Annotated in this window: 19 protein-coding genes and 1 pseudogene; 11 read left to right on the top strand and 9 right to left on the bottom strand. The window is 69.9% G+C overall.

Annotation, left to right across the window (positions count from 1 at the left end; all coding sequences use genetic code 11):
- Positions 1–37: 37 nt before the first annotated feature.
- Positions 38–844: an SDR family NAD(P)-dependent oxidoreductase gene (locus ACWF9Z_RS29650; protein ID WP_356650285.1), complete on the top strand. Its 807-nt coding sequence runs from the start codon at positions 38–40 to the stop codon at positions 842–844.
- A gap of 111 nt (positions 845–955) precedes the next feature.
- On the opposite strand, the gene ACWF9Z_RS29645 is transcribed toward ACWF9Z_RS29650, so the two are convergent.
- From ACWF9Z_RS29645 to ACWF9Z_RS29625, 5 genes are all read right to left on the bottom strand, one after another.
- Entirely contained in the window at positions 956–1,594 is a 639-nt protein-coding gene (locus tag ACWF9Z_RS29645; RefSeq protein WP_453607013.1) for a cupin domain-containing protein, read from the bottom strand.
- An 80-nt stretch (positions 1,595–1,674) separates the two neighbouring features.
- Complete coding sequence (locus ACWF9Z_RS29640; RefSeq protein WP_453607011.1) at positions 1,675–2,820, bottom strand: MFS transporter; 1,146 nt, start codon at positions 2,818–2,820, stop codon at positions 1,675–1,677.
- A gap of 44 nt (positions 2,821–2,864) precedes the next feature.
- On the bottom strand, positions 2,865–4,553 hold the full coding sequence (locus tag ACWF9Z_RS29635) for an FAD-binding oxidoreductase (protein WP_453607010.1): 1,689 nt from the start codon (positions 4,551–4,553) through the stop codon (positions 2,865–2,867).
- Positions 4,554–4,805: 252 nt separating this feature from the next.
- Positions 4,806–6,479: an FAD-binding oxidoreductase gene (locus tag ACWF9Z_RS29630; RefSeq protein ID WP_453607008.1), complete on the bottom strand. Its 1,674-nt coding sequence runs from the start codon at positions 6,477–6,479 to the stop codon at positions 4,806–4,808.
- A 160-nt stretch (positions 6,480–6,639) separates the two neighbouring features.
- Entirely contained in the window at positions 6,640–7,302 is a 663-nt protein-coding gene (locus ACWF9Z_RS29625; RefSeq protein ID WP_453607005.1) for a class I SAM-dependent methyltransferase, read from the bottom strand.
- Between the two features lie 330 nt (positions 7,303–7,632).
- Here ACWF9Z_RS29625 and ACWF9Z_RS29620 point away from each other — a divergent pair, with 330 nt between their 5' ends.
- Both ACWF9Z_RS29620 and ACWF9Z_RS29615 read left to right on the top strand, forming a co-directional pair.
- A complete protein-coding gene (locus ACWF9Z_RS29620) occupies positions 7,633–8,214 on the top strand; it encodes a flavin reductase family protein (RefSeq protein WP_453607003.1) in 582 nt (193 codons plus the stop codon).
- A 108-nt stretch (positions 8,215–8,322) separates the two neighbouring features.
- The gene (locus tag ACWF9Z_RS29615; protein WP_453607036.1) at positions 8,323–9,843 is read left to right on the top strand and encodes a 4-hydroxyphenylacetate 3-hydroxylase family protein; all 1,521 of its coding nucleotides are present in this window, start codon (positions 8,323–8,325) and stop codon (positions 9,841–9,843) included.
- A 61-nt stretch (positions 9,844–9,904) separates the two neighbouring features.
- Here the strand turns inward: ACWF9Z_RS29615 and ACWF9Z_RS29610 are convergent, their stop codons facing one another.
- Positions 9,905–10,219, bottom strand: a complete 315-nt coding sequence (locus ACWF9Z_RS29610) for a 4a-hydroxytetrahydrobiopterin dehydratase (protein WP_453607002.1) — start codon at positions 10,217–10,219, stop codon at positions 9,905–9,907.
- A gap of 1 nt (position 10,220) precedes the next feature.
- On the bottom strand, positions 10,221–11,564 hold the full coding sequence (locus ACWF9Z_RS29605; protein WP_453606999.1) for a hypothetical protein: 1,344 nt from the start codon (positions 11,562–11,564) through the stop codon (positions 10,221–10,223).
- A 146-nt stretch (positions 11,565–11,710) separates the two neighbouring features.
- On the opposite strand from ACWF9Z_RS29605, the gene ACWF9Z_RS29600 reads away from it, so the two are divergent.
- Together ACWF9Z_RS29600 and ACWF9Z_RS29595 are read left to right on the top strand one after the other, a co-directional pair.
- Positions 11,711–12,040, top strand: a complete 330-nt coding sequence (locus ACWF9Z_RS29600) for a DUF6415 family natural product biosynthesis protein (protein WP_453606997.1) — start codon at positions 11,711–11,713, stop codon at positions 12,038–12,040.
- 157 nt (positions 12,041–12,197) lie between these two features.
- The gene (locus ACWF9Z_RS29595) at positions 12,198–13,151 is read left to right on the top strand and encodes a MerR family transcriptional regulator (protein WP_453606994.1); all 954 of its coding nucleotides are present in this window, start codon (positions 12,198–12,200) and stop codon (positions 13,149–13,151) included.
- A 51-nt stretch (positions 13,152–13,202) separates the two neighbouring features.
- Here the strand turns inward: ACWF9Z_RS29595 and ACWF9Z_RS29590 are convergent.
- Positions 13,203–13,391, bottom strand: a pseudogene (locus ACWF9Z_RS29590) (IS256 family transposase); the annotation flags it as partial.
- A 204-nt stretch (positions 13,392–13,595) separates the two neighbouring features.
- On the opposite strand from ACWF9Z_RS29590, the gene ACWF9Z_RS29585 reads away from it, so the two are divergent.
- From ACWF9Z_RS29585 to ACWF9Z_RS29575, 3 genes are read left to right on the top strand one after another with little or no spacing between them, the layout of a single operon-like run.
- Positions 13,596–14,339: a class I SAM-dependent methyltransferase gene (locus tag ACWF9Z_RS29585; protein WP_453606991.1), complete on the top strand. Its 744-nt coding sequence runs from the start codon at positions 13,596–13,598 to the stop codon at positions 14,337–14,339.
- A gap of 9 nt (positions 14,340–14,348) precedes the next feature.
- Positions 14,349–14,651, top strand: a complete 303-nt coding sequence (locus ACWF9Z_RS29580; protein ID WP_453606989.1) for a hypothetical protein — start codon at positions 14,349–14,351, stop codon at positions 14,649–14,651.
- 42 nt (positions 14,652–14,693) lie between these two features.
- Positions 14,694–15,245 carry a YciI family protein gene (locus tag ACWF9Z_RS29575; protein ID WP_453606986.1) on the top strand — a complete coding sequence of 184 codons (552 nt, stop codon included), beginning with the start codon at positions 14,694–14,696 and terminating at the stop codon, positions 15,243–15,245.
- A 325-nt stretch (positions 15,246–15,570) separates the two neighbouring features.
- Here ACWF9Z_RS29575 and ACWF9Z_RS29570 read toward each other — a convergent pair whose 3' ends face one another.
- On the bottom strand, positions 15,571–16,887 hold the full coding sequence (locus tag ACWF9Z_RS29570) for an ice-binding family protein (protein ID WP_453606983.1): 1,317 nt from the start codon (positions 16,885–16,887) through the stop codon (positions 15,571–15,573).
- A gap of 675 nt (positions 16,888–17,562) precedes the next feature.
- Between ACWF9Z_RS29570 and ACWF9Z_RS29565 the strand changes: the two genes are divergently transcribed.
- The 3 genes from ACWF9Z_RS29565 (at position 17,563) to ACWF9Z_RS29555 (ending at position 20,380) form a co-directional block, all read left to right on the top strand.
- Complete coding sequence (locus ACWF9Z_RS29565) at positions 17,563–18,306, top strand: IPT/TIG domain-containing protein (protein WP_453606981.1); 744 nt, start codon at positions 17,563–17,565, stop codon at positions 18,304–18,306.
- Positions 18,307–18,517: 211 nt separating this feature from the next.
- Positions 18,518–19,573 carry an IPT/TIG domain-containing protein gene (locus tag ACWF9Z_RS29560; protein ID WP_453606980.1) on the top strand — a complete coding sequence of 352 codons (1,056 nt, stop codon included), beginning with the start codon at positions 18,518–18,520 and terminating at the stop codon, positions 19,571–19,573.
- 336 nt (positions 19,574–19,909) lie between these two features.
- Entirely contained in the window at positions 19,910–20,380 is a 471-nt protein-coding gene (locus ACWF9Z_RS29555) for an Ig-like domain-containing protein (RefSeq protein WP_453606977.1), read from the top strand.
- Positions 20,381–20,577: the final 197 nt, after the last annotated feature.

Raw genomic sequence — 20,577 nt, 5'->3', positions numbered from 1 at the left:
CCTCCCGGGTGAGGGCCCGATCAAGAGAAGGAAAACCATGGATCTTCAGCTTTCCGGCCGCGTCGCAGTGGTCACCGGTGCCTCCAAGGGCATCGGCCTGGCCGTCACCCGCTCGCTGCTCGAAGAGGGCGCGCGGGTCGTGGCCGTTTCCCGCAAGAACACCCCCGAGCTCGAGCAGCTCGCGGGCCCGGACCTGCTGCACGTCTCGGCCGACCTGACGGACCCGGAGGCTCCCGCGCAGGTCATCGCCCGCGCCGTCGAGCACTTCGGTGGCCTGGACATCCTGGTGAACAACGCGGGTGGCCCGCCGCCCGGCGTCACCATGCCCCGCACGGGCTTCTTCGACAGCAACGACGGCCAGTGGCAGTCGATCTTCGAGTTCAACCTGTTCTCGGCGGTCCGCGCGATCCGCGCCGCGATCCCCAAGATGATCGAGCGCGGGGGCGGCTCCATCATCAACGTCTCCACCGGCATGGCCCGTCAGCCCGCCTCGGTCAACGTCGAGTACGGCGCTGCCAAGGCCGGTCTGTCGAACCTCACCAAGGCGCTGTCGGAGGAGTTCGGCAGCCAGGGCGTCCGCGTCAACACCGTCTCCCCGGGCGCCGTGCTCACCGCCTGGTGGACCGAGGAGGGCGGCGCGGCCGACGTGCTCGCCGGCATGGCGGGCGCCGACCGCCAGAGCATCATGGACAGCATCGCCCCCCAGATGATGGGCCAGGTCACCGGCCGCCTCATCGCCCCGCAGGAGGTCGCGGACGCGATCCTGCTGCTGGCCTCCCCGCGTTCGGCGAGCACCACGGGCGCCGACTTCGCCGTCGACGCCGGTTTCGTCAAGACCTTCTGATCCGCGGATCCGGTCTTCCGGACCGTCGGCCCGGCACATGAAGGACCCCGGTGGCCTCAGGCCACCGGGGTCCTTCACGTGCGGGTGTCGGCGGGCGCCGGCCGGCCGCCGTCAGGCGACCGCGCCGAGCCGCGCGGCGACCACGTCCGGCAACTCCTCCGGCTGGGCCACCTCCAGCGGGCGCCGGTTCATGTAGTCGGGGTTGCAGGCCTGGTAGCCGAGCATCCGGGCCAGCGGCGCCAGGGCGCCGTTGACCATGCGCTGCACCGGCCAGGGACGGTCCGTGAAGCGCAGTACGTCGGAGAACTCGCGCATCGTCACCGCGTGCTGGAGCAGGCCCGGCCGGCCCTCGGCGTCGGTCTTGCCGTCCTGGGCGAGGCCGAAGAGCTGGCGCAGGATCAGCTGCTCGAAGCGGTCGGCCCGGTTGACCAGTTCCACCACCGCGAAGGAGGTCTCCTCCTCGGTGTTGCCGAACCAGCGGTGCACGGTGCCGGCCGGCACCGTGAGGGTCTGCCCGACCTCGTCGAGGATGATGTCGCGCCCGCCCAGGTGCACGCGCAGGCTGCCGCGCACCAGCGTGAAGATCTCCTGGCTGAACGGATGCACGTGGTAGCCGGCGGCGAAGCCGCCCGGCTCCACGTAGAGGTCCATCACCGCGCGCTCGCCGCCGGTCTGCGCCGCGGGAGTCCGGATGACGATCTTCTCCTTGCACCGCGGGTTGTAGTAGACCTCGCCCGGGTGGACAGCCATGTCTCCTCCAGAGGGGAACGCTCGACCGGCCATCCGGTGAGCCGCGTTGTCCCCCCAGGCTGGCCCGGCAAGGCCCCTGCTCACACCACCGATTTTTGCTCCGGCCTTCGGTGCGAGCGGCGTGCGGGAACCGTCGCGACGACCGCGACGGCGCAGGCGGCCAGCGCCGCCCCGAGGCCCAGGCTCGCGGAGATCCCGTACCCGTCGACCACCACGCCGCCCAGGAGCGAGCCGGCGGCCAGCGACACCTGGACGACGGTCACGAACACGGCGAGCCCGCGCTCCGGCGCCGCGGGCACGGCCTGGGCCATCGTGGTCTGCAGGCTCAGCGGCAGGGCGCCGAAGGCGGCGCCCCAGACGAGCACCAGGAACGCCACGAGCACCGCGGAGTCCGCTGCCGCGGGGAGCAGGGCGGCCACGGCGGCGAGGGCGGCCGCGCTCGCCGCGACGGTCCCCCGTACGGAGCGGGCGAGCGAGGCGGCGGCCAGGAAGTTGCCGGCGATTCCGGCGAGTCCGTACCCGAGCAGCAGCGCGGCCGCCGCCCCGGCGCCGTAGTGGGCGTGCCGCTCCAGGTAGGGCGCGATGTAGGTGTACGAGGCGAAGTGGCCAAGGAAGACGAAGACGGTCGCCAGCAGTCCGGTCCGGGCCGCGGGGATCCGCGGCACCGCCGCCAGGTCCCGCCAGCCGACCGCCGCGTCGGGGGGCAGCGGCGGAAGGTAGCGGATCTGCGCCGCCAGGGCGGCCAGCCCGAGCAGACCGGCCGCCCAGAAGGCCGTCCACCAGCCCGCGCTCCGGGCGGCCAGCGCCGCGAGCGGCAGGCTCGCCACCGTCCCCACCGAGATGCCCGCGGTGACCAGGGAAGAGGCCCGGTGGACGGACTCCTGCCCCACCAGCCGGGGCGCGATCGCGGCCCCGACGGCCCAGAAGCCGCCGAGCGCGAGGCCGAGCAGCAGCCGGCCGGCCAGCATCGTCCCGAGGTCGCGGGACAGGGCGCAGACCAGGTCGGCCAGGGCCGTGAGGGCGGCGAGCCCCCACAGCACCGGCCGGCGGTCGAACCCCCGCGAGGCCACCGTCAGGACCGGCGCCGCCACGGCCGCCGCGAGGCCCGGCACCACGACGAGGAGCCCGGTCGTCCCGGTGGAGACGGACAGGTCCTCTCCGATGTCGGTCAGCGCGCCGACCGGCAGCAGCTCGGAGAGCACCAGGGTGAAGGACCCGAGTGCCACCGAGACCACCGCCGGCCAGCCGCCGCGCCGCGGTGCCGGCCGCCTCACGGCGTCGGCAGCTCTACGGACTGGCTGTGCCGGAACACGTTGCGCGGGTCGTACTTCTTCTTCACCTGCTGCAGGCGCGGGTAGTTGTCCTTGTAGTAGAGCGTGGACCACGGCACGCCCGAGGTGTTGTAGGCCGGGTCGTGCAGGTCGATGTCCGGGTAGTTGACGTAGCAGCCGTCGGTCACCGCGTTGGGGACCGGGACGCCGCCGGTGTCCGCGTAGGCGCCGTGGAAGAACTCGCGGATCCACTGCAGGGACTTGGCCTCGTCCGCCGGATCGGTCCACCAGATCATCCAGGCGGCCTTGAACGCGGCCCCGCGGTGCGGGGCGGCCGTGTCCCCGGGGGCGACCGCGTTGACCTGCCCGCCGAAGGAGCTGAGCAGCACCGAGGCGGTGGGGTTGACGAGGTCCTCGCGGGTGAGGTGCGTGTAGAAGGCGTCCACGTGCGCGTCCGGCATGGCCGTGCGGTAGTACGAGGACTTGAAGTCGCCCTTGAGGCTGGGATCGTTCAGCGTGGGGTTGGTCGTCCCGAGGTAGCGGGTGGCCTGCAGCCACGGCATCCGCCGCGGCTTGGCCAGCTCCGGCATCGCGGACAGCTCGCCCATCGCCGTGGTCAGCGGCTGGTGCGCGATGTCCAGTCCCGCGGTCATCTCCGCGAGGAACCGGTTCAGCACCCCCTCCGCGTCGGGGATGGTCGCGTCCAGCTGGGTGATGAGGCCGATGTACCCGTTCGACTTGTGGTTCAGGGCCAGCATGGTGACGAGGTTGTCGTTGACGCTGCCCGGCCTGAGGTTGCGCGCGTGCCAGTCGCCGTAGTTCTTGACCAGGCGGGCGAACCGGTCCTTGGTCATCTCGGCCCACGGCCAGGAGACGGCGCTGACGAGCACCTCGGCCGGCGGCTGCGGGAGCAGGGCGGCCGGGTTGGTGCCCGTGGCGCCGGGGGAGCGGAACCAGAAGCGGGTGATGACGCCGAAGTTGCCGCCGCCGCCACCGGTGTGCGCCCACCACAGTTCGCGGTGCGGGTCGTTCGCCTCGCGCGTCGCGACGTGGGTCCGGGCGATGCCGTCGGCGTCGACGGACACGACCTCCACGGCGTACAGGTGGTCCACGACCAGGCCGAGCTTGCGGCAGAGCAGACCCCAGCCGCCGCCGCTGATGTGGCCGCCCGCGCCGACCTGGAAGCACATGCCGGCCGGTATGGCCACGCCCCAGGTCCGGTACATGCGCTCGTACACGTTCAGCAGCTGGGCCCCGGCCTCCACCGCGATGGCGTTCTTCGCGGGGTCGAAGTAGACCTTGTTCATCTTGGTCATGTCGAGGATGACGCGGACGTCCGCGTTGAAGACCCAGTCCTCCCAGCAGTGGCCGCCGCCGCGGACGGTGAGCCGCTTGCCGGCCTTCACCGCCTTCTGCACGACCTCCTGGACCTGCGCGGTGCTCTCGGCGAGGTAGACCGTCTCCGGCGAGGCCACCCAGCGCTGGTTCCAGCCCCGGACGAGGTCCTTGTACCGCTTGTCCGCCGGCGTGACCGCCGTGATGGGCTCCGCCAGGGCGCCCGTGTCCTCGGCCGCGGCCGCCGGCGACGACACCAGACCCGTGCCCGTGAGCAGTGCGGCTCCACCCGCCGCGGCACCTCCCGCGAGGAAGTTGCGCCGCCCCATCCCGCCCCTGCTGTCCTGCACCATCGCCCAACCCCTCCGCCGTTCACGTGCCTTGACGCGGCAACGCTAGAGATCGCGACGGTGCCCTGGCGCCCAGAGAATTGCGCTCGTTCTCGGGAGGGGGGTACGGCCCGCGCCGGGGCCCGCGGGCGACGCGAGGCGGGCGACGCGAGGCGGGCCACGCGCGGCGGGCCACGCGCGGCGGGCCGGGCCCGGAGGATCCGGACCCGGCCCGCGGGGCGCGGCACGGTGGGGCGCGCCGCGCCCGCGCGGCGCTCAGGCGCCGGGCAGCTGCACGGACTGGGCGTGGCGGAAGAAGTTCTTCGGGTCGTACTTCTTCTTCGCCTCCTGCAGCCGCGGGTAGTTCCCCTTGTAGTAGAGGGTGCTCCACGGCACCGTGGAGCGGTTGCGCGCCGGGTCGTTCAGGTCCGCGTCCGGGTAGTTGACGTAGCACCCGTCCGTGACGGCGTTGGGCACGGGCACGCCGCCGGTGCTCGCGTACGTCTCCTCGTAGCTCTCCCGGGTCCAGGCGATGTACTTGGCGTCGTCGGACGCCTCGTTCCACAGCACCGACCACAGCATCTTGAAGGCCGCGCCCCGGTGCGGCGCCGCCGTGTCGCCCTCGGCGACCGCGTTGGCCTTGCCGCCGTACGGGGTCAGCTGGATGTTGATCTTCGGGTTGTCGATGTCGGTCCGGGTGAGGTGCTTGTACAGCGCCTCGGACTGGGCGAGCGGGAAGTTCGCCTTCATGTAGGCCGACTTGTACTCGGCCCGCAGGGTCGGGTCGTTGAGCTGCGGGTTCGTCGTTCCGGCGAAGCGGGTGGCCTGGAGCCAGGGCATCCGGCGCGGCTGGGCGAACTGCGGCATGGGGGCCACGTCGCCCATGGCCTCGGTCAGGGCGCCCTGCGGGGTGTCGATGCCCTGGTTCATGTACGTGAGGTAGTCGTTCAGCAGCTGCTGCGCGTTCGGGGCCGCCGCGTCGACCTGGGTGACCATGCCGATCTGTCCGTTCGACCGGTGGTTGAGCAGCAGGAAGCTGGTGACGAACCGGTTCGGGCTGTCCGGCCCGATGTTCGCGACGTGCCAGGACGCGTAGTTCTGCGTCAGGCGGACGAACTCCTCCTTGGTCAGGTCGCTCCACGCCCACGACACCGCGCTGAACAGCACCTCGGCCGGCGGCTTCGGCAGCAGCCCGCGAGGGTCGGTGCCGGTGGCGTCGGGCGAGCGGAAGTAGTAGCGGGTCACCACGCCGAAGTTGCCGCCGCCTCCGCCCGTGTGGGCCCACCACAGTTCGCGGTTCGCGTCGGTGGGCTCCCGGGTGGCGTGGATCGTCCTGACCGAGCCGTCGGCCGCGACGGTGACCACCTCGACGGCGTACAGGTGGTCGACGACCAGGCCGTTGCGGCGCACGAGCATGCCCCAGCCGCCGCCGGAGACGTGCCCGCCCATGCCCACCGAGTAGCAGATGCCGCCGGGTATGGTCACGCCCCAGGCCGCGTACAGCTTGGAGTACACGTCCAGCAGGGTGGCCCCGGCCTCCACGCAGACGGCGTTCTTGGCGGGCTCGTAGTACACGCCGTTCATGTTCGACAGATCGAGCACGATCTGCGTGGAGGAGTTGTAGACGAAGTCCTCGAGGCAGTGCCCGCCGCTGCGTATCGTCACCCGCTTGTTGGACCGGACCGCCTCGGTGAGGACCGGCCCCACCTGCGAGGGCGAGTCGATGACCTTCACGGACTCGGGGCCGGCCACGTACCGGGCGTTGAGCGCCCGGACCAGGTCCGGGTACTGCTGGTCGGCGGCGGTCACCGAGACCGGTCCGACGGTGGACGTCGTCGCGATGGCGGCGGCGCCGGCGGCGGGGTCCGCCGCCGCGGCCGTCCCCTCCAGACCGAGTGCGGTGGCTCCGCCCGCGGCGGCCGCTCCGATGAGGAAGCGCCTTCTGTGCATCCCGGCTGGGTACTGCGGCATGGTCATACCTTCTCGAGGAATCGGGCGTCGGGGATCTGTGGACTGGTGCGGGGGGGCCGGCGCTCGGGCAGCGCTCGGGCCGGTGCTCCGGGGGACGCGGGTGGGCGCGCGGGTGGCGCGCCGGCCGGCGTCGCCCGGGTCAGCGCTTGAGGGCGAAGGTGAGACCGTCGGCGAACGGCAGGACGCTCAGCTCCACGCGCTTGTCGTCGCGCACCTTCGCGTTGAACGCCCGCAGGGCCGTCGTCTCGGAGTCCTGCTTCGTCTCGTCGAGCACGGCGCCGTGCCACAGCACGTTGTCCACCACGATGAGGCCGCCGGGGCGCAGCAGCGTCAGCGCGGCCTCGTAGTAGGCCCCGTAGTTCTCCTTGTCGGCGTCGATGAAGACGAAGTCGAAGGATCCGGCCGCGCCCTCCTCGAGGAGCAGCGCGTCGAGGGAGGCCCGCGCGTCGCCGATGCGCAGGTCGATCTTGTCCGAGACCCCCGCCCGCTCGGCGAAGTCCCGGGCGATCGCGGTCCACTCCTCGCTGATGTCCAGCGCGGTCACGCTGCCGCCCTCGGGCAGCGCCAGCGCCGTGGCGAGCAGGCTGTAGCCGGTGAAGACACCGACCTCCAGGGCCTTCTTCGCGCCGATCGCCTTCACCAGCAGGGAAATGAACTGTCCCTGCTCGGGCGAGATCTGCATGAGCGACAGGGGCAGCTCCGAGGTCTTCACCCGGAGGTCACGCAGTACGTCGGGCTCGCGCAGGGAAATGCTGGCCACATAGTCCTGCAGAGCCTCGTTGACATCTACTTGGATTCGCATTTGGGGACCCCTAGGTCTGTACGGGCGGCAGCGGGTTCGGGCAGAGAATTTCCGGAACGCGTCAGTGCGGTCACACGCCGGCGCGGCCTCGGCCAAGCAACCTGACGACCTGCGGCGACGCGCAGGAAACAGCAGAAAGCTAGAGCGGGAACTCGTCATCCGTCAAGCGTTCCGAACGGCCCGTATTTCCCTGTACTGATTCTTCAGCGACCCCTGGAACAATGCCCGCGTGGCGGCAGTGCTCCGCCATTGTTCATCACCCGATCTTTTCAAATGCAGCGGAATGCGATTACCCGGTTCTTGCGCCCGTTATCCGTCGAGGAGGATTCCGTGAGCCTTGTGCAGCGTGCGCTGAGGGACTGCCTGGGCCAGTTCGCCTCGGGCGTCACCGTGGTCACCACCGCGCGGGACGACGCCGTCTACGGCGCCACCGTCTCCGCCTTCACCTCGGTCTCGCTCGATCCGCCGCTGGTCCTCGTGTCGCTGGACCGCCGCAGCCGCACCTGCGAGCGGCTCGTCGGCGCCCCGTTCGGCATCAACGTCCTCGGCGCCCACCAGCGCGACCTGGCCTGGCTGTTCGCCGGCCGGGGCGACCTGGCCGAGGCACCGGACCTCAGCTGGGGCGACGACCTGACGGCGCCGCGCGTCGAGGGCGCCGTCGCCCACTTCTCCTGCGTTCCCTGGGCCTCGTACGACGGCGGGGACCACGTCCTGCACGTCGGCGAGGTCGTCGCCTTCGACGCTCCCGGCGGCGAACCCCTCGTCTTCCACTCCGGGGTGCTCGGCGAATTCCGCCGGCCCTCCGAAGGCGCCGCCTGGACCGGCTCGCTCGACGGGCCCGCCCACGGCTGGGCTGCGGCCTTCGCGGGCCACCCACCACTCACAGGTTCATCGACCGGACAAAGGACATAGGACATGACGCTCCCGAACGGCGACGCGCAGCCGACCGGCCCCGACGCCGCCGAGGCCCCCCGGGCCGCGGAGGCTCCCCAGGCCGCGGAGGCCCCCGTGACCCGCCCCATGACCGGCGATGAGTACCTGGAGAGCCTGCGCGACGACCGCGAGATCTACCTCTACGGCGAACGCGTCAAGGACGTCACCGCCCACCCGGCCTTCCGCAACTCGGCGCTGATGACCGCGCGGCTCTACAACGCGCTGCACGACCCCGCCAAGAAGGACGTGCTCACCACCCGTACCGACACCGGCAGCAACGGCTACACCCACAAGTTCTTCCGCACCCCGCGCACCGTGCAGGACATGGTGGAGGACCGCGAGGCGATAGCCGAGTGGGCCAGGATGACCTACGGCTGGATGGGCCGCAGCCCCGACTACAAGGCCGCCTTCCTCGGCACCCTGGGGGCCAACAGCGACTACTACGCGCCCTTCGAGGACAACGCGAAGCGCTGGTACAAGGAGTCCCAGGAGAAGGTCCTCTTCTGGAACCACGCGATCATCCACCCGCCGGTCGACCGTCACCTGCCGACCGAGGAGGTCCAGGACGTCTTCGTGCACGTGGAGAAGGAGACCGACGCGGGTCTGGTCGTCTCCGGCGCGAAGGTGGTCGCCACCGGCTCGGCCATCACCAACTACAACTTCATCTCGCACTACGGCCTGCCGCTGCGCGACAAGAAGTTCGCGCTCGTCGCGACCATCCCGATGGGATCGCCCGGCCTGAAGCTGATCTGCCGCCCCTCCTACGCGGCGGCCGCCGCCCTCACGGGCAGCCCCTTCGACTACCCGCTCTCCAGCCGGCTCGACGAGAACGACACCATCTTCGTCCTGGACAAGGTGCTCATCCCCTGGGAGAACGTCTTCCTCTACGGGGACGTCGACAAGGTCAACGGCTTCGCCCCGCAGTCGGGCTTCCTGGAGCGGCTCACCTTCCACGGGGCCATCCGCCTCGCCGTGAAGATCGACTTCATCGCGGGCCTGCTCCTCAAGGCCGTCGACATGACCGGCAGCAAGGACTTCCGCGGCATCCAGGCCCGCGTCGGCGAGGTCCTGGCCTGGCGGAACATGTTCTGGGCGCTCAGCGACGCGGCGGCCCGCAACCCGCAGGAGTGGAAGGACGGCGCGCTGCTGCCGCGCCTGGACTACGGGATGGCCTACCGCTGGTTCATGACCATCGGCTACCCGCGCATCAAGGAGATCATCCAGCAGGACGTCGCCAGCGGCCTGATCTACGTCAACTCCAGCGCCGAGGACTTCGCCAACCCCGAGATCCGCCCCTACCTCGACAAGTACGTGCGCGGGTCCAACGGCTACGACTCGGTCAGCCGGGTCAAGCTGATGAAGATGCTGTGGGACGCGGTCGGCTCCGAGTTCGGCGGCCGCCACGAGCTGTACGAGCGCAACTACTCGGGCAACCACGAGCAGGTGCGCACCGACATCTTCCACGCGCAGGCCGCCAGCGGCCAGCTCGACGGCTACCGCGGCTTCGCCGAGCAGGCCCTGGAGGAGTACGACCTCGACGGCTGGACCGTCCCGGACCTGGACTCCTTCAAGGAGCTGCGGGAGCACCGCAAGAACATCTGGAGCTGACGGGGAAGAAATCTCCCCCTCTCGCCCGCGGGCGAGAGGGGGAGATTTCGTGCGTCCGGGCTCAGTCCAGCGGGAGCGCCTGGTGCGCGGCCACGATCGCGTCGATGCGGTGGGCGAGGTCGAAGTCCGCGAGCGTCAGCCGGTGGCCGGCGTCGTGCGTGGTGATCGAGGCGCGCAGGCTGTCGATCCGGAGGTCGAGGTCGGCATGGTGCTGGATGCGGCGTGACCGGTCCGCGATCGTGACGATCGCGGCGACCGCCGCGTGGTAGCGGATCTCGAACGTACGGGTGATCTCGTCGCCCTTCCGCTCCCACCCGGGCAGCCCGGTCAGCTGTTCCTGAATCGCCTCGTCGGACAACGGCTGCGGTACGCCCATGTCAGCCCTTCCGTGTTCCGACCAGGCGGGCACGCTCGCGCAGGTCCCGAACCGCCCGAACGCCGCCGTGCTGACGAAGCCGGAGGTTCATCACCTCGAAGTGCTCGTCACCGCGAGCGGACGACAGCGCCTCGTAGTCGTCGAGGAACCTGCCCCACGATTCGCACGCGGCCTCGACGTGACCAATGGACAGCTGGCGTTGGGCAAGGAGCCCGTGGGCGTGCAGCCTGCCCTGTCGTTCGTTGGCTGGCTGTACCCGGATCGACTCCCGCAGGGTCTTGACGGACCCCGCGACGTCCTTCGTCTCGTTCTGGACGTGCGCGACGTGGAAGAGGTAGGCCGTCCGGTCGTAGCCGCCGATACTTTCGCGCCGGTCGTCCGCACGCGCCAGCGCCTCCTCCGCTTCCCGTAGCCGAGCGAAGGCCTGGCGCTTGTCGCCCACCATGGCGGCGCCGTGTGCCTGCTGCCCACGAAGGAATGCCACGAGACGCGGCCCAGCCACGGGCGCTGCCTCGGCAGCGGAGTCGGCAAGCTCAAGGGCGCGGCGCCCGTATCCCAGGTTGGAGGCTTGGAGTGACATGCCGCGCAGGGTGCGGCAATAGGTGACGTGTTCGTCAGCCTCCCCGGCGAGCTTGAGCGCGGATACGTAGTACTCCTGGCCGAGCCGGTGCTGACGCTCGTACATGGCCATCCAGCCCGTCAGGTACACAAGGTCGGAGGCTGCGGCGAGCATGCTGCGACGCACGGGCGCGGCCGCCTCCGCCTTGAGCCAGGGCCCGACGGTGTTCACGAGGAACGCGGCGGCCATCGGCCGCGCGTGCCCGGCGCCGAGCTCGTCGAGGATGTCTGCGATTCGGTCCGTCATCGTCTCGATGGCCGTCACCTGGCCTTGTCCCACGCGGGTGGTGGCCTTGCCCGGCCTTATGGGTTCGGGGCTATCGGCCCTGGCGAGGGTGGGGAACAAGGGGATGGCGAGTGCCGCGCTGAAGACGCCGGCGGCGATGATGCGGCGTCGGGACGGATCCATGTCTGCCCTTCCCAGGTCTACGAGGTCCCGGACAGTGTCCGCGTCAGTCGTCCCGGCGGGTGGGGTCAGCCCGGCCTCGGCGTAGGTGACAGGCCGTCCGAGCTTCCGCTCGAAAGCTTCGACGATCAGGGCCCTGACCTGGGCCCGGGGCTGGTGACCTGCGATCCATTGCGAGACTGCCGGCTGGCCGTACTTGAGGGTGAGGCCTGCCTCGGCGCCGACGCGGTTGATGATCGAAGCGAGCTGCCGTCTCGACCATCCGGCCTGGTCAAGGAGTGCGGACAGACCAGGGTTGGGCGTGCGTGAGTGCTGCGCCATGGGCTCTCCCGACAGAATGCATGGCTTGCATACTTCTCCGACCCTCCAACGGTACTCGCCGAGGGGGCACCTGCGGTTACCTCTTCGTACCACGCAGTGATCGGGCGGTGGTTGGGCGTCCGCTGACGACGGTAGGGAGCAACCGCATGAATCCGAGCGAGGCCCAAACGATCGAGGAGCTCGTGCGACGGGCACTGGCGTCCTACGAGCAGCGGCCCGACGCCGAAGGCGTGGCGCGGCTCGTCGACGACCTCATCACCGCGGGTCAGGAGCTGCATGCCGCGGTGGCGAGGATCCCCAAGGACCAGCGCACCGAGCGCGCGGGCGCCGCCCTGGCCGAGTGGGCGTACTTCCTCGATGTGGGCCCGCTGGGCCAGGGCGACCACGCGAACTGGAACCACGCCCGCGGCCTCGCCCGCATCGTCCGGGCGATGGCGGCGACGCTCGACGCACAGAGCCGGGCCGGCGCCCGGTGAACGAGCCTGCCCGTCAGCTCCTCTACGTACTGATCGCGCTCGGCATCGAGCAATTGTCAAGACCTGTGGATGAGGCAGCTGTCTCGGTCCCGTGGGGTGGTGGGGCGGAGGGAAGATGACTTGAGTCTCCAGTAAGGGGAGACACAAGGGTGGGGGCATGGACGGCGACGGACTCTTCACGATCGGGGCTCTGGCCCGTAGGACCGGGCTGACGGTCAAGACCATACGGTTCTACTCCGACACCGGGATCGTGCCGTCGACCGACCGAAGCCCGGCTGGCTACCGGCTCTACGACATCACCGCGCTTGCACGCCTGGATCTGGTGCGCACTCTTCGCGACCTGGGCCTGGAACTTGCCGTCATCCGGCAGGTGCTGGACCGGGAGATCTCGGTGCCCGAGGTCGCGGCGGCACACGCCGACGCACTGGAGGTGCAGATCCGCACCCTTCGACTGCGACGCGCGGTGCTGCGGGCGGTGGCCAAACGGGGCTCTACTCCCAAGGAGATGGACCTCATGCACAAGCTCGCGAAACTCTCCGACGACGAACGCCGACGCCTCGTCAACGACTTCATCGACGACACCTTCGGCGGTCTCGAAGCCAACCCCGACTTCGTGGCCCTGATGCGTTCGGCCATGCCCGAGCTGCCCGACGACCCCGAACCCGAGCAGGTCGACGCCTGGGTCGAGCTCGCCGAACTCACCCAGGACCCGGCCTTCCGCGCCTCCGTGCGACGGATGGCCGAGCACCAGGCGAACGAGCGTGCCCAGGGCGACACCACCGGCCTGCACCAGGAGCTCACCGAAGCCGTCCGCGACCGGGTTGGCGACGCCCTCGCCACCGGCATCGCCCCGGCCTCCGCCGAGTCCGTGCCCGTCGTCCGTGACCTGACCGCGCGCTACGCCCGAGCCTTCGACCGTGCGGACGACGGCGAGCTGCGCGAGTGGTTGTTGACGCGCCTGGAGACCGCCAACGACCCGCGCGCGGAACGCTACTGGCACCTCCTTGCCGTGATCAACGCCTGGCCCCTCCCGCCGAGCCTTGCGCCCGTGTTCGCCTGGCTCATCGCGGCCCTGCGCGCCGGGACCAGCAGCAGCCCCACCACCGCGTAACCCCCCTTGCCCGGCCCTCGCAGCCCCTGATCAGGCTGCGAGGGCCTCGGCACGCTTGACGAGCAGGCCGCTTTCGAAGCAGGCGCCGGCGCGGACGAGCGCGACCAGGTGGGCGCCGTTGACGGCACGCCAGCGGGCCTGGGCGGACTCGACCAGCTTGAACACCATCGCGAGTCCGGCGGAGCGGGCCCCGGCGCCCTTGGTGACCTTGGTCCGAAGCCGCACGGTGGCGAAGGTCGCGGATGGGCTGCCCCGTCGCCCAGCCGGGCGAAACCGCAGGTCCGCCTGTGCGGGAGCCCGGGACTGCGCCCGGATTTTCGTGGTTTCCGCCAAGCCTGACGGCCTGCCAGGTTGGGCGAGACTGCCAGGCAGAGGCCGCGGCCCGCCGCGAACGCGGGCGGTCGGGGCCGATGGCACGGTGAAACCCACGGGGAGGACGGCACGATGAGTGCGCGGCAGCAGTACGACGAGATCGGCGAGGCGTACGAGGGGTTCAAGGCTCTTCCTCTGGAGCAGTACGCGGTGGTGCCCGGGTTCCTCGCGCTCGTCGGGGACGTGAGCGGGAAGTCGGTCCTCGACCTGGCGTCCGGTACCGGCTTCTACAGCCGTGAGTTCAAGCGGCGCGGGGCGACGGACGTGCTCGGGATCGACATCTCCGGCGAGATGATCGCCGTCGCGCAGAAGATCGAGGAGCGCGATCCGCTGGGCGTGCGCTACGAGGTCGGCGACGTGTCCGGGCTAAGGACCTTCGAGCGGCCCTTCGACGTGGGCCTGGCGGTCCAGCTGCTCAACTACGCGCCGGACCTCGCCACCACCGAGCTGATGTGCCGCGCCGTCCACCGGAGCCTGAAGCCCGGCGCCGAGCTGTTCCTGCTCAACCAGTCGCCCGACTTCCGCTTCGACGGTCCGTCCCCGGAGAAGTACGGCTTCCGCAGCGAGCTCACCGGCGACGAGGTCGAGACCGGACCGCAGGTGCGGACCACCGCGCTGCTCGACCCGCCCGTCTCCTTCGTCGCCAACCGCCCGCGCCGCGAGGTCTACGAGGACTGCCTGAGGGCGGCCGGCTTCCGCGACCTGACCTGGTTCCCGGTCGAGGTGTCCGAGGCCGGCCTGCGCGCGTTCGGCGCGGACCACTGGGCGGACCTCTACGCCAACCCCCCGCTGGAAATGCTGCGCTGCCGCGCCTGACGGCGGGGCATGGCGTGGTCGGCCGGCCCGTCACCGGGGCCCGACACCGCCAACCCGCACCTGCTGATCAACAAGCAGACCGCACTGGAGACCAGCCTCATCAGCGGTGTCTCCGTCTCCGCCGCGCTCCGCGGCCAAACAGCCACCCTCGAACGGCTCCGTGTCGACCGCCAGCTCGAAGAAGCCCTCGTCCACGGCCCCGACCCGCTCCACCTCGCCGAGGTCTTCGGCCTCGCCGAGAAGACAGCCATCCGCTACGCGGACTCGGCACGCGTACTTCTGGGTGAAGCCGCCGAGCAGTCAGCGCAGTGAAACACGCTCGACCTGGTTACCTCCTTGAGAGACCCTGCGGGCATGGAGTTCTTCTGCTATCACCGCGACCGACCCGGCTCCGTAGCGTTGCGCAACGGACTGCTGGAACAGCATTGGTCCTACATGGACCGGTACGCGAAGGAGCTGATCGCCCGGGGCCCGACCCTCACCGGCGACGGCGACGCTCCCACCGGCAGCGTGCACATCATCGACCTGCCCGATCCCGTCGCCGCCCGCGCGTTCGCCTTCGACGAGCCGGGCTACCAGGCCGGCGTCTACCGGGACGTGCTGCTGCGGCGGTGGAGCAACACGTTGGGGCGCACCATGTGGGACTTCCCCGGCGGCCGGACTGGTGGCAACCGGTACTTGGTGCTCGGCCTCGGCACAGGGCAGGCCGCCGACCTCGCCGTGCCGACCGACCGGGACGACCTGATCGCCTACGGGCCGCTGTTGTCCGACGACGGCACCACCTGGCTGGGCACGGCCGCGTTGCTCCGCGCGCCGGACCCGGATACGGCAGGAGCCATCCTGACCCGCGACCGATACGCCGAGATAGAGGTGCACAACTGGCAGTTCGGCGGGCGGCCGTCATAACCCAAGAACGTCCAGACCGACGTCACACGGGATGCCCTTCGGATCACTCCGTCCTCGTGTTTCATCCGAACCCACGGGTCCGTCGGCCTGACGCACACCGGTGGACCCGTGAGTTCGCGCTGCAGGACCTTCGGTTTCCCTGAACCCACGGGACTCCCGGGGTGCCGGTAAGAACGCTGTCACCAGCCGCAAATGAGACGTGTCACGTCCGGCGTCGACGCCGGGGCGGGCGTACCGCTCCAGGGAGCGGACGGAGGCGTGGCGGAAGCATCGGGGTGGAGGTGCTGCCCTCGGCGTCGTGTGTCGAGCCGGGGCGGTTCAGTCATCACCAGGGGCGGGTGACGGTGTTGGTGTCGAGAGTGACCGAGCCGTTGATGGCCAGGGCCTGTCCCTGGATGGTTACGCCGGCGTTCACGGTGATGGATGTCAGGGCGAGGATCCTTCCCGTGAAGGCGGTGTCGGTGCCGAGAGTGGCTGAGCTTCCGATTTGCCAGATCACGTTCCTGGCCGTCGCTCCGTCGATGAGGAGCACGCGGCTGGCCGTTGCCGTGGTCAACGTGGATCCGATCTGGAAAACCCATTCGGCGTTGCGGTCGCCTTGGGCGTCCAGGGTGAGCGTGCCGGTGAGAGCGATGGACGTGGGGGCGTTGTAGACGCCGGGAGTCAGCGTCAGGCCGCCGAGGTCTCCGGACATGCCGGCATCCGGGAGCTGGGCGACGGCGGTGTCGTAGGTGGCGATGAGATCGGCGTGAGCCTGAAGGGCGTCAGCGTCTGTGATGTGGATGGTGCCGTGAACCTGACCGGGCGGGAATCCGGTGACGGACACTCCCGGGCTCACGCCGAGATCCCCGGTGATTTCGGAGGGGCCGGTGTTGGTGACCGACGCGCCGCCCAGCACCGCGAAGTGCCCCAGATAGGTGTACGCGTCCGAAGCGGTCGCGGTGCCGCCGAGGGTGACGACGGAGACGTCGACCGGGCCGAGTTCTCCCGCTGGGAGCAGGGCGTGGATCTCCGTGTCGGAGGCGATCCGCCAGGAAAGAGCGGGCGTGCCGCCGAACGTGACGCCAGTCGTGAAGGAGAACGCAGTTCCGGTGATGACCACGAGATTGCCCCCGTCCACCGGCCCTTTGTCCGGGGTGACGGCAGTGATGGACGGCGAGCCGAGGTAGGTGTAGACGACCCCGCCGGCGGTTCCGCCCCTGGTTCGTACGGTGATCGTGACCGGACCTGCGGAGACGGCCGCGGGGACGGTGACAGTGAGTCGACCGTCGGAGTCGACGGTGAAGGCGGCTGCCTGCGTACCGAAGAGGACCTCGTACGTGGTGTAGAGACCGAGCCCGGCGAGGGGCACGGTATTGCCGCCGTCCAACGGGCCGGCAGGAGGAGGAGTGAGGCGGAAGGAGGGCGGCGGCAGGTAGTAGAAACTTCCGACGACACCCGTTCCACCGGGGGTGGTGACCGAGACGGGGACGGCGCCGTGGCCGGAGGGGGTGACGGTGGCGGTGGTCGTGTCGTTGAGCACGATGAAACTGGCAGCACGGCGGGAGCCGTAGAGCACACCGGTGGTGCCGGTGAAGTGGCTGCCGGTGAGGGTCACCGCGTCGCCCCCACCGGTGGATCCCTGATTCGGTATGACCGCCATGGGGACGCTCCCTGAGTCCGTCGGCCGATCGGCAGGCTGCGTCTTTGGCTGGCCCTTGCGCCGATGACCACAGTGGTTCTCCTCTTCGAAGTAGCCCACTGGTCACGGGACGCGGCAAGGGCGGAGAGCATATGTCACCCGAATGGGGGGCGTGTTCGCAGGCGTGTATCCAGCTAACACCGTGTGCCGCACGGCGACTGATTCCGCGTCAGAGCGCGGCCGTTCACGTGGGGCCGTGGATTCACCAACCCGGCAATCTCGGATGTTGCAACGAGTCTGCATATAGGCAGATATTCATCAATGCGCTGCCGTTGCGCCCGGTTTCACGCCGTGGCGCTCACCTGAACAAGTGATTCCGCGCCGAAAGCATTGTCTGCCTGTCACTCTGCTGGGTTGATTCTCGTGTCCGTATCAGCGGCATTCGAGTCCGCAAACAGACACGGGCAAGCCCCCTGATCAGGCGGCAACTGCCGCCTGACGGGATGTGATTCTCTACAGGCCCTGCGCACAGCGCCGACGGCTGCAGACCGTCGACCGGGCATCGGCGCAAGGCCATCGAGATGCCACTTGGCCAGTGGACACGAGAGCAGGCAAGCCCTCATCCGGGACGTACGCGGATCGAACGCCCCATCACTGCTCGGCAATGTATCGCATGCCGAGCGAGGAGGAACGCTCATGCCTATCAGCCCGAACCAAGGATCCAGCGGCGGCGGCACACTCGTCACGATCACCGGCAGCAGCCTCACGGGCACCTCAGCCGTGCGCTTCGGCACGCGGCTCGCCACCTCCGTCACCAACGTCTCGCCCACCCAGGTCACCGCAGTCTCCCCCTCCGGCACCGGAGCGGTCGGCGTCACCGTGACCACGCCGGGAGGGACGAGCAACCCGATCCCGTTCTACTACGTCGGGGCGCCGTTCAAGCAGTCCCTCAGCCCGTCCTTCGGGTCGACCGCGGGCGGCGACGTCGTCACCATCAACGGCACCGGATTCTCCAGTGCCACCAGCGTCTCCTTCGGCGCCAGCAGCGCGGTGCCGACGGTGGTGTCCGACAGTAAGCTCACGGTCGTCGCACCGGCCGGCGCGGCCGGCTCGGTCGGCGTCAGTGTCACCACGGCCGGAGGCACCAACAACGGGCTCTCGTACACCTACGTCGCCGTCCCGACGGTGACGGCGGTCGTCCCGGCAGAGGGACCGGAGTCCGGCGGCACCGCGGTGACCGTGTCCGGCACCGGCTTCACCAGCACCAACCAGGTCACCTTCGACGGCAACCCGGCACCGTTCACCGTGATCTCCGACACCTCGGTGTCGGCCGTCACGCCTCCCGGCACCGGCGGTCCCGTCGACGTCGTCGTGACCAACGACGCAGGCAGCGCGATCCTCGCGGACGCGTTCACCTACATCGCCAGTCCCGGCATCTGACCGCCCCTCAGTGGCCGGCCGCTCAGCGGCCGGCCCGTCCGGAGCGGACGGGGTAGCCCGTCAGGGCCCGTCCGTCTCCAAGCCCCCGGCCCGGAAGCCCCACCTGGGCCGGGGGCCCCACTGCCCGCCCCCAAAAGAAGCAGAGGCAGGGCAACCCGACCAGCTCTCCCTTCGGCCCGCCCGGGCCCGCCCGACACGCTACGGAGACACCGTGAAAGACAGCGCCACCGCGGCGGGAGCAGTCCGGCCCACCGCCGTCATCGCCGCCGTTCCCGTTCTCACCTCGGTCGCACCCACTACGGGCCCTGCGGCAGGCAACAACAACGTCGTCCTGAACGGCAGCGGTTTCGTCGGCATCACCGCCGTCATGTTCGGCACCAAAGCGGCCCTCGGCTACACGGTCAACTCCCCGACGCAGATCACCGCAGTAGCCCCGTCCGGAACCGGCACCGTAGCCGTGACCGTCAAAACCCCCAGCGGAACCAGCAACTCGGTCCCCTATACCTACGCGGCACAACCCTCCCTGACCGCCGCGTCGCCGAGCCAGGGACCGTCTTCGGGCGGCACCACCGTCATCCTCACCGGGACCGGCCTCACCGGGGCCACGGCAGTCACCTTCGGCAGCACACCCGCCACCAGCTACACCGTCAACTCCCCCACCCAGATCATCGCCGTCACCCCAGCGGGAACAAGCGCCGTACCCGTCACCGTCACCACGCCCGGCGGTACGACCGGTCCTGTCTACTTCTTCTACCTCAACGCTCCCACCGTCACCACCGTGTCGCCGAGCCAGGGACCGTCTTCGGGCGGCACCACCGTCACCCTCACCGGGGCCGACCTCACCGGGGCCACGGCAGTCACCTTCGGCAGCACACCCGCCACCGGCTACACCGTCAACTCCCCCACCCAGATCACCGCCGTCACCCCAGCAGGAGCGGGCTCCGTCGCCGTGACCGTCACCGGCCCGGGCGGCATCGGCAACTCCGTCGTCTACACCTACGTGACTTCACCGGTCCTCGGCTCCCTCGCCCCCACGCAGGGGCCCACCGATACCGGAACCGGCGTCACTCTCACCGGCAGCGGCCTGTCCACCACGACCGCCGTCCACTTCGGTGCCGCACCCGCGGCCTTCACCGTGCTGTCCGACACCACGGTTGCCGCGACCGCCCCAGCGGGGGCACCCGGCCCCGTTTCCGTCAACGTGACCACGATCGGCGGCACCAGCAACTCCCTCACCTACACACGTGTCGCCTCTCCCATGATCTAGATCCGCCCTCGAGACCGCTTGGACGACACGGGGACCGGCCCTTTTCCCTCGGAGCCCCTTTACAGTTTTCGTTTCTGGTCCGGGCGCGATTGCTTCGACGGTGGACGAGCCTGCCGACATACATAGGGAGCGTTGCGCATAACCGTCCTGGAATCTGCGAACCGTGCTCCCCTCCACACCCCGCCATGCTTCTGACCCAAGTGGGTTGACTAGGCCCAAGCCTCCCCGGAATGCGAGAACCTGCGGCGTAACGTGTCGCTCCCCGACCAGTCACGGCGGACCTCCGCCCTGACCGATCAAGGAGCCGAAACCGTGAGACGTTGGCATGACCGAAGCGTGTGGAAGACCGGCACCATCCTGGCGCTGGCCGCCGTAGTGGGCCTCGCCTCGCCGGCAGCGGCAGCTGTGAACTCGACGACGACGGTCACAGCATCACCCCCGGCAGCGAACGTCGGGTTACCCGTGACCCTGACCGCGACCGTGACCTGTGACGCTGACCCCACTGGAGGTCTCGGCGTGACGTTCTTCGACGGGGGCGACATCCTGAACACCGTGCCCGTCAACGGGACCGGACAAGCGGGGCACACGAGCGCCTTCACCACCATCGGCACTCACACGATCACGGCCGCATACAACGGAAACGACAACTGCTTCGCTTCGAGCAACACGACCATCGTCGTAGTCTCAGCGGTGCCCGCCCCCGTACCCCCTACGCCACCTGCGAACGGGTTCTGCCTCCTCGCCTGCGGCGGCGGCCTGATCGGTTTCACGGTCGGAAACATCAACAACAACATCGAAGTGCACTGAACTCTCCTGACTGCTCAGCAGCATTGACTCGGCACACGGGCCCGCTCTACAACGCGGTCGTGGCCAAGCACGAGGGGGGCCGACCGGCCCCCGCCCCGGCGGAGTTCGGCAGCATGATGGATCTGAGCATGGCTGGGGCACTACGACCTGCGGGCCCGCCTCGCCGAGGAGGAAGAAGCCCGAGCCGAGCGCTACCG

Source organism: Streptomyces sp. NPDC054961 (assembly GCF_053609145.1).
This window is presented reverse-complemented; position numbering and strand designations above follow the sequence as displayed.

Bases quoted from the DNA above. Each gene is read 5' to 3' on its own strand.
- ACWF9Z_RS29610 (WP_453607002.1), bottom strand. From the start codon at position 10,219: ATGGGCGTACCGCAGCCGTTGTCCGACGAGGCGATTCAGGAACAGCTG.
- ACWF9Z_RS29580 (WP_453606989.1), top strand. From the start codon at position 14,349: ATGGCGTGGTCGGCCGGCCCGTCACCGGGGCCCGACACCGCCAACCCG.
- ACWF9Z_RS29565 (WP_453606981.1), top strand. From the start codon at position 17,563: ATGCCTATCAGCCCGAACCAAGGATCCAGCGGCGGCGGCACACTCGTC.
- ACWF9Z_RS29575 (WP_453606986.1), top strand. From the start codon at position 14,694: ATGGAGTTCTTCTGCTATCACCGCGACCGACCCGGCTCCGTAGCGTTG.
- ACWF9Z_RS29595 (WP_453606994.1), top strand. From the start codon at position 12,198: ATGGACGGCGACGGACTCTTCACGATCGGGGCTCTGGCCCGTAGGACC.
- ACWF9Z_RS29615 (WP_453607036.1), top strand. From the start codon at position 8,323: ATGACCGGCGATGAGTACCTGGAGAGCCTGCGCGACGACCGCGAGATC.
- ACWF9Z_RS29600 (WP_453606997.1), top strand. From the start codon at position 11,711: ATGAATCCGAGCGAGGCCCAAACGATCGAGGAGCTCGTGCGACGGGCA.
- ACWF9Z_RS29625 (WP_453607005.1), bottom strand. From the start codon at position 7,302: ATGCGAATCCAAGTAGATGTCAACGAGGCTCTGCAGGACTATGTGGCC.
- ACWF9Z_RS29585 (WP_453606991.1), top strand. From the start codon at position 13,596: ATGAGTGCGCGGCAGCAGTACGACGAGATCGGCGAGGCGTACGAGGGG.
- ACWF9Z_RS29605 (WP_453606999.1), bottom strand. From the start codon at position 11,564: ATGGCGCAGCACTCACGCACGCCCAACCCTGGTCTGTCCGCACTCCTT.
- ACWF9Z_RS29635 (WP_453607010.1), bottom strand. From the start codon at position 4,553: ATGGTGCAGGACAGCAGGGGCGGGATGGGGCGGCGCAACTTCCTCGCG.
- ACWF9Z_RS29570 (WP_453606983.1), bottom strand. From the start codon at position 16,887: ATGGCGGTCATACCGAATCAGGGATCCACCGGTGGGGGCGACGCGGTG.
- ACWF9Z_RS29650 (WP_356650285.1), top strand. From the start codon at position 38: ATGGATCTTCAGCTTTCCGGCCGCGTCGCAGTGGTCACCGGTGCCTCC.
- ACWF9Z_RS29630 (WP_453607008.1), bottom strand. From the start codon at position 6,479: ATGCACAGAAGGCGCTTCCTCATCGGAGCGGCCGCCGCGGGCGGAGCC.
- ACWF9Z_RS29645 (WP_453607013.1), bottom strand. From the start codon at position 1,594: ATGGCTGTCCACCCGGGCGAGGTCTACTACAACCCGCGGTGCAAGGAG.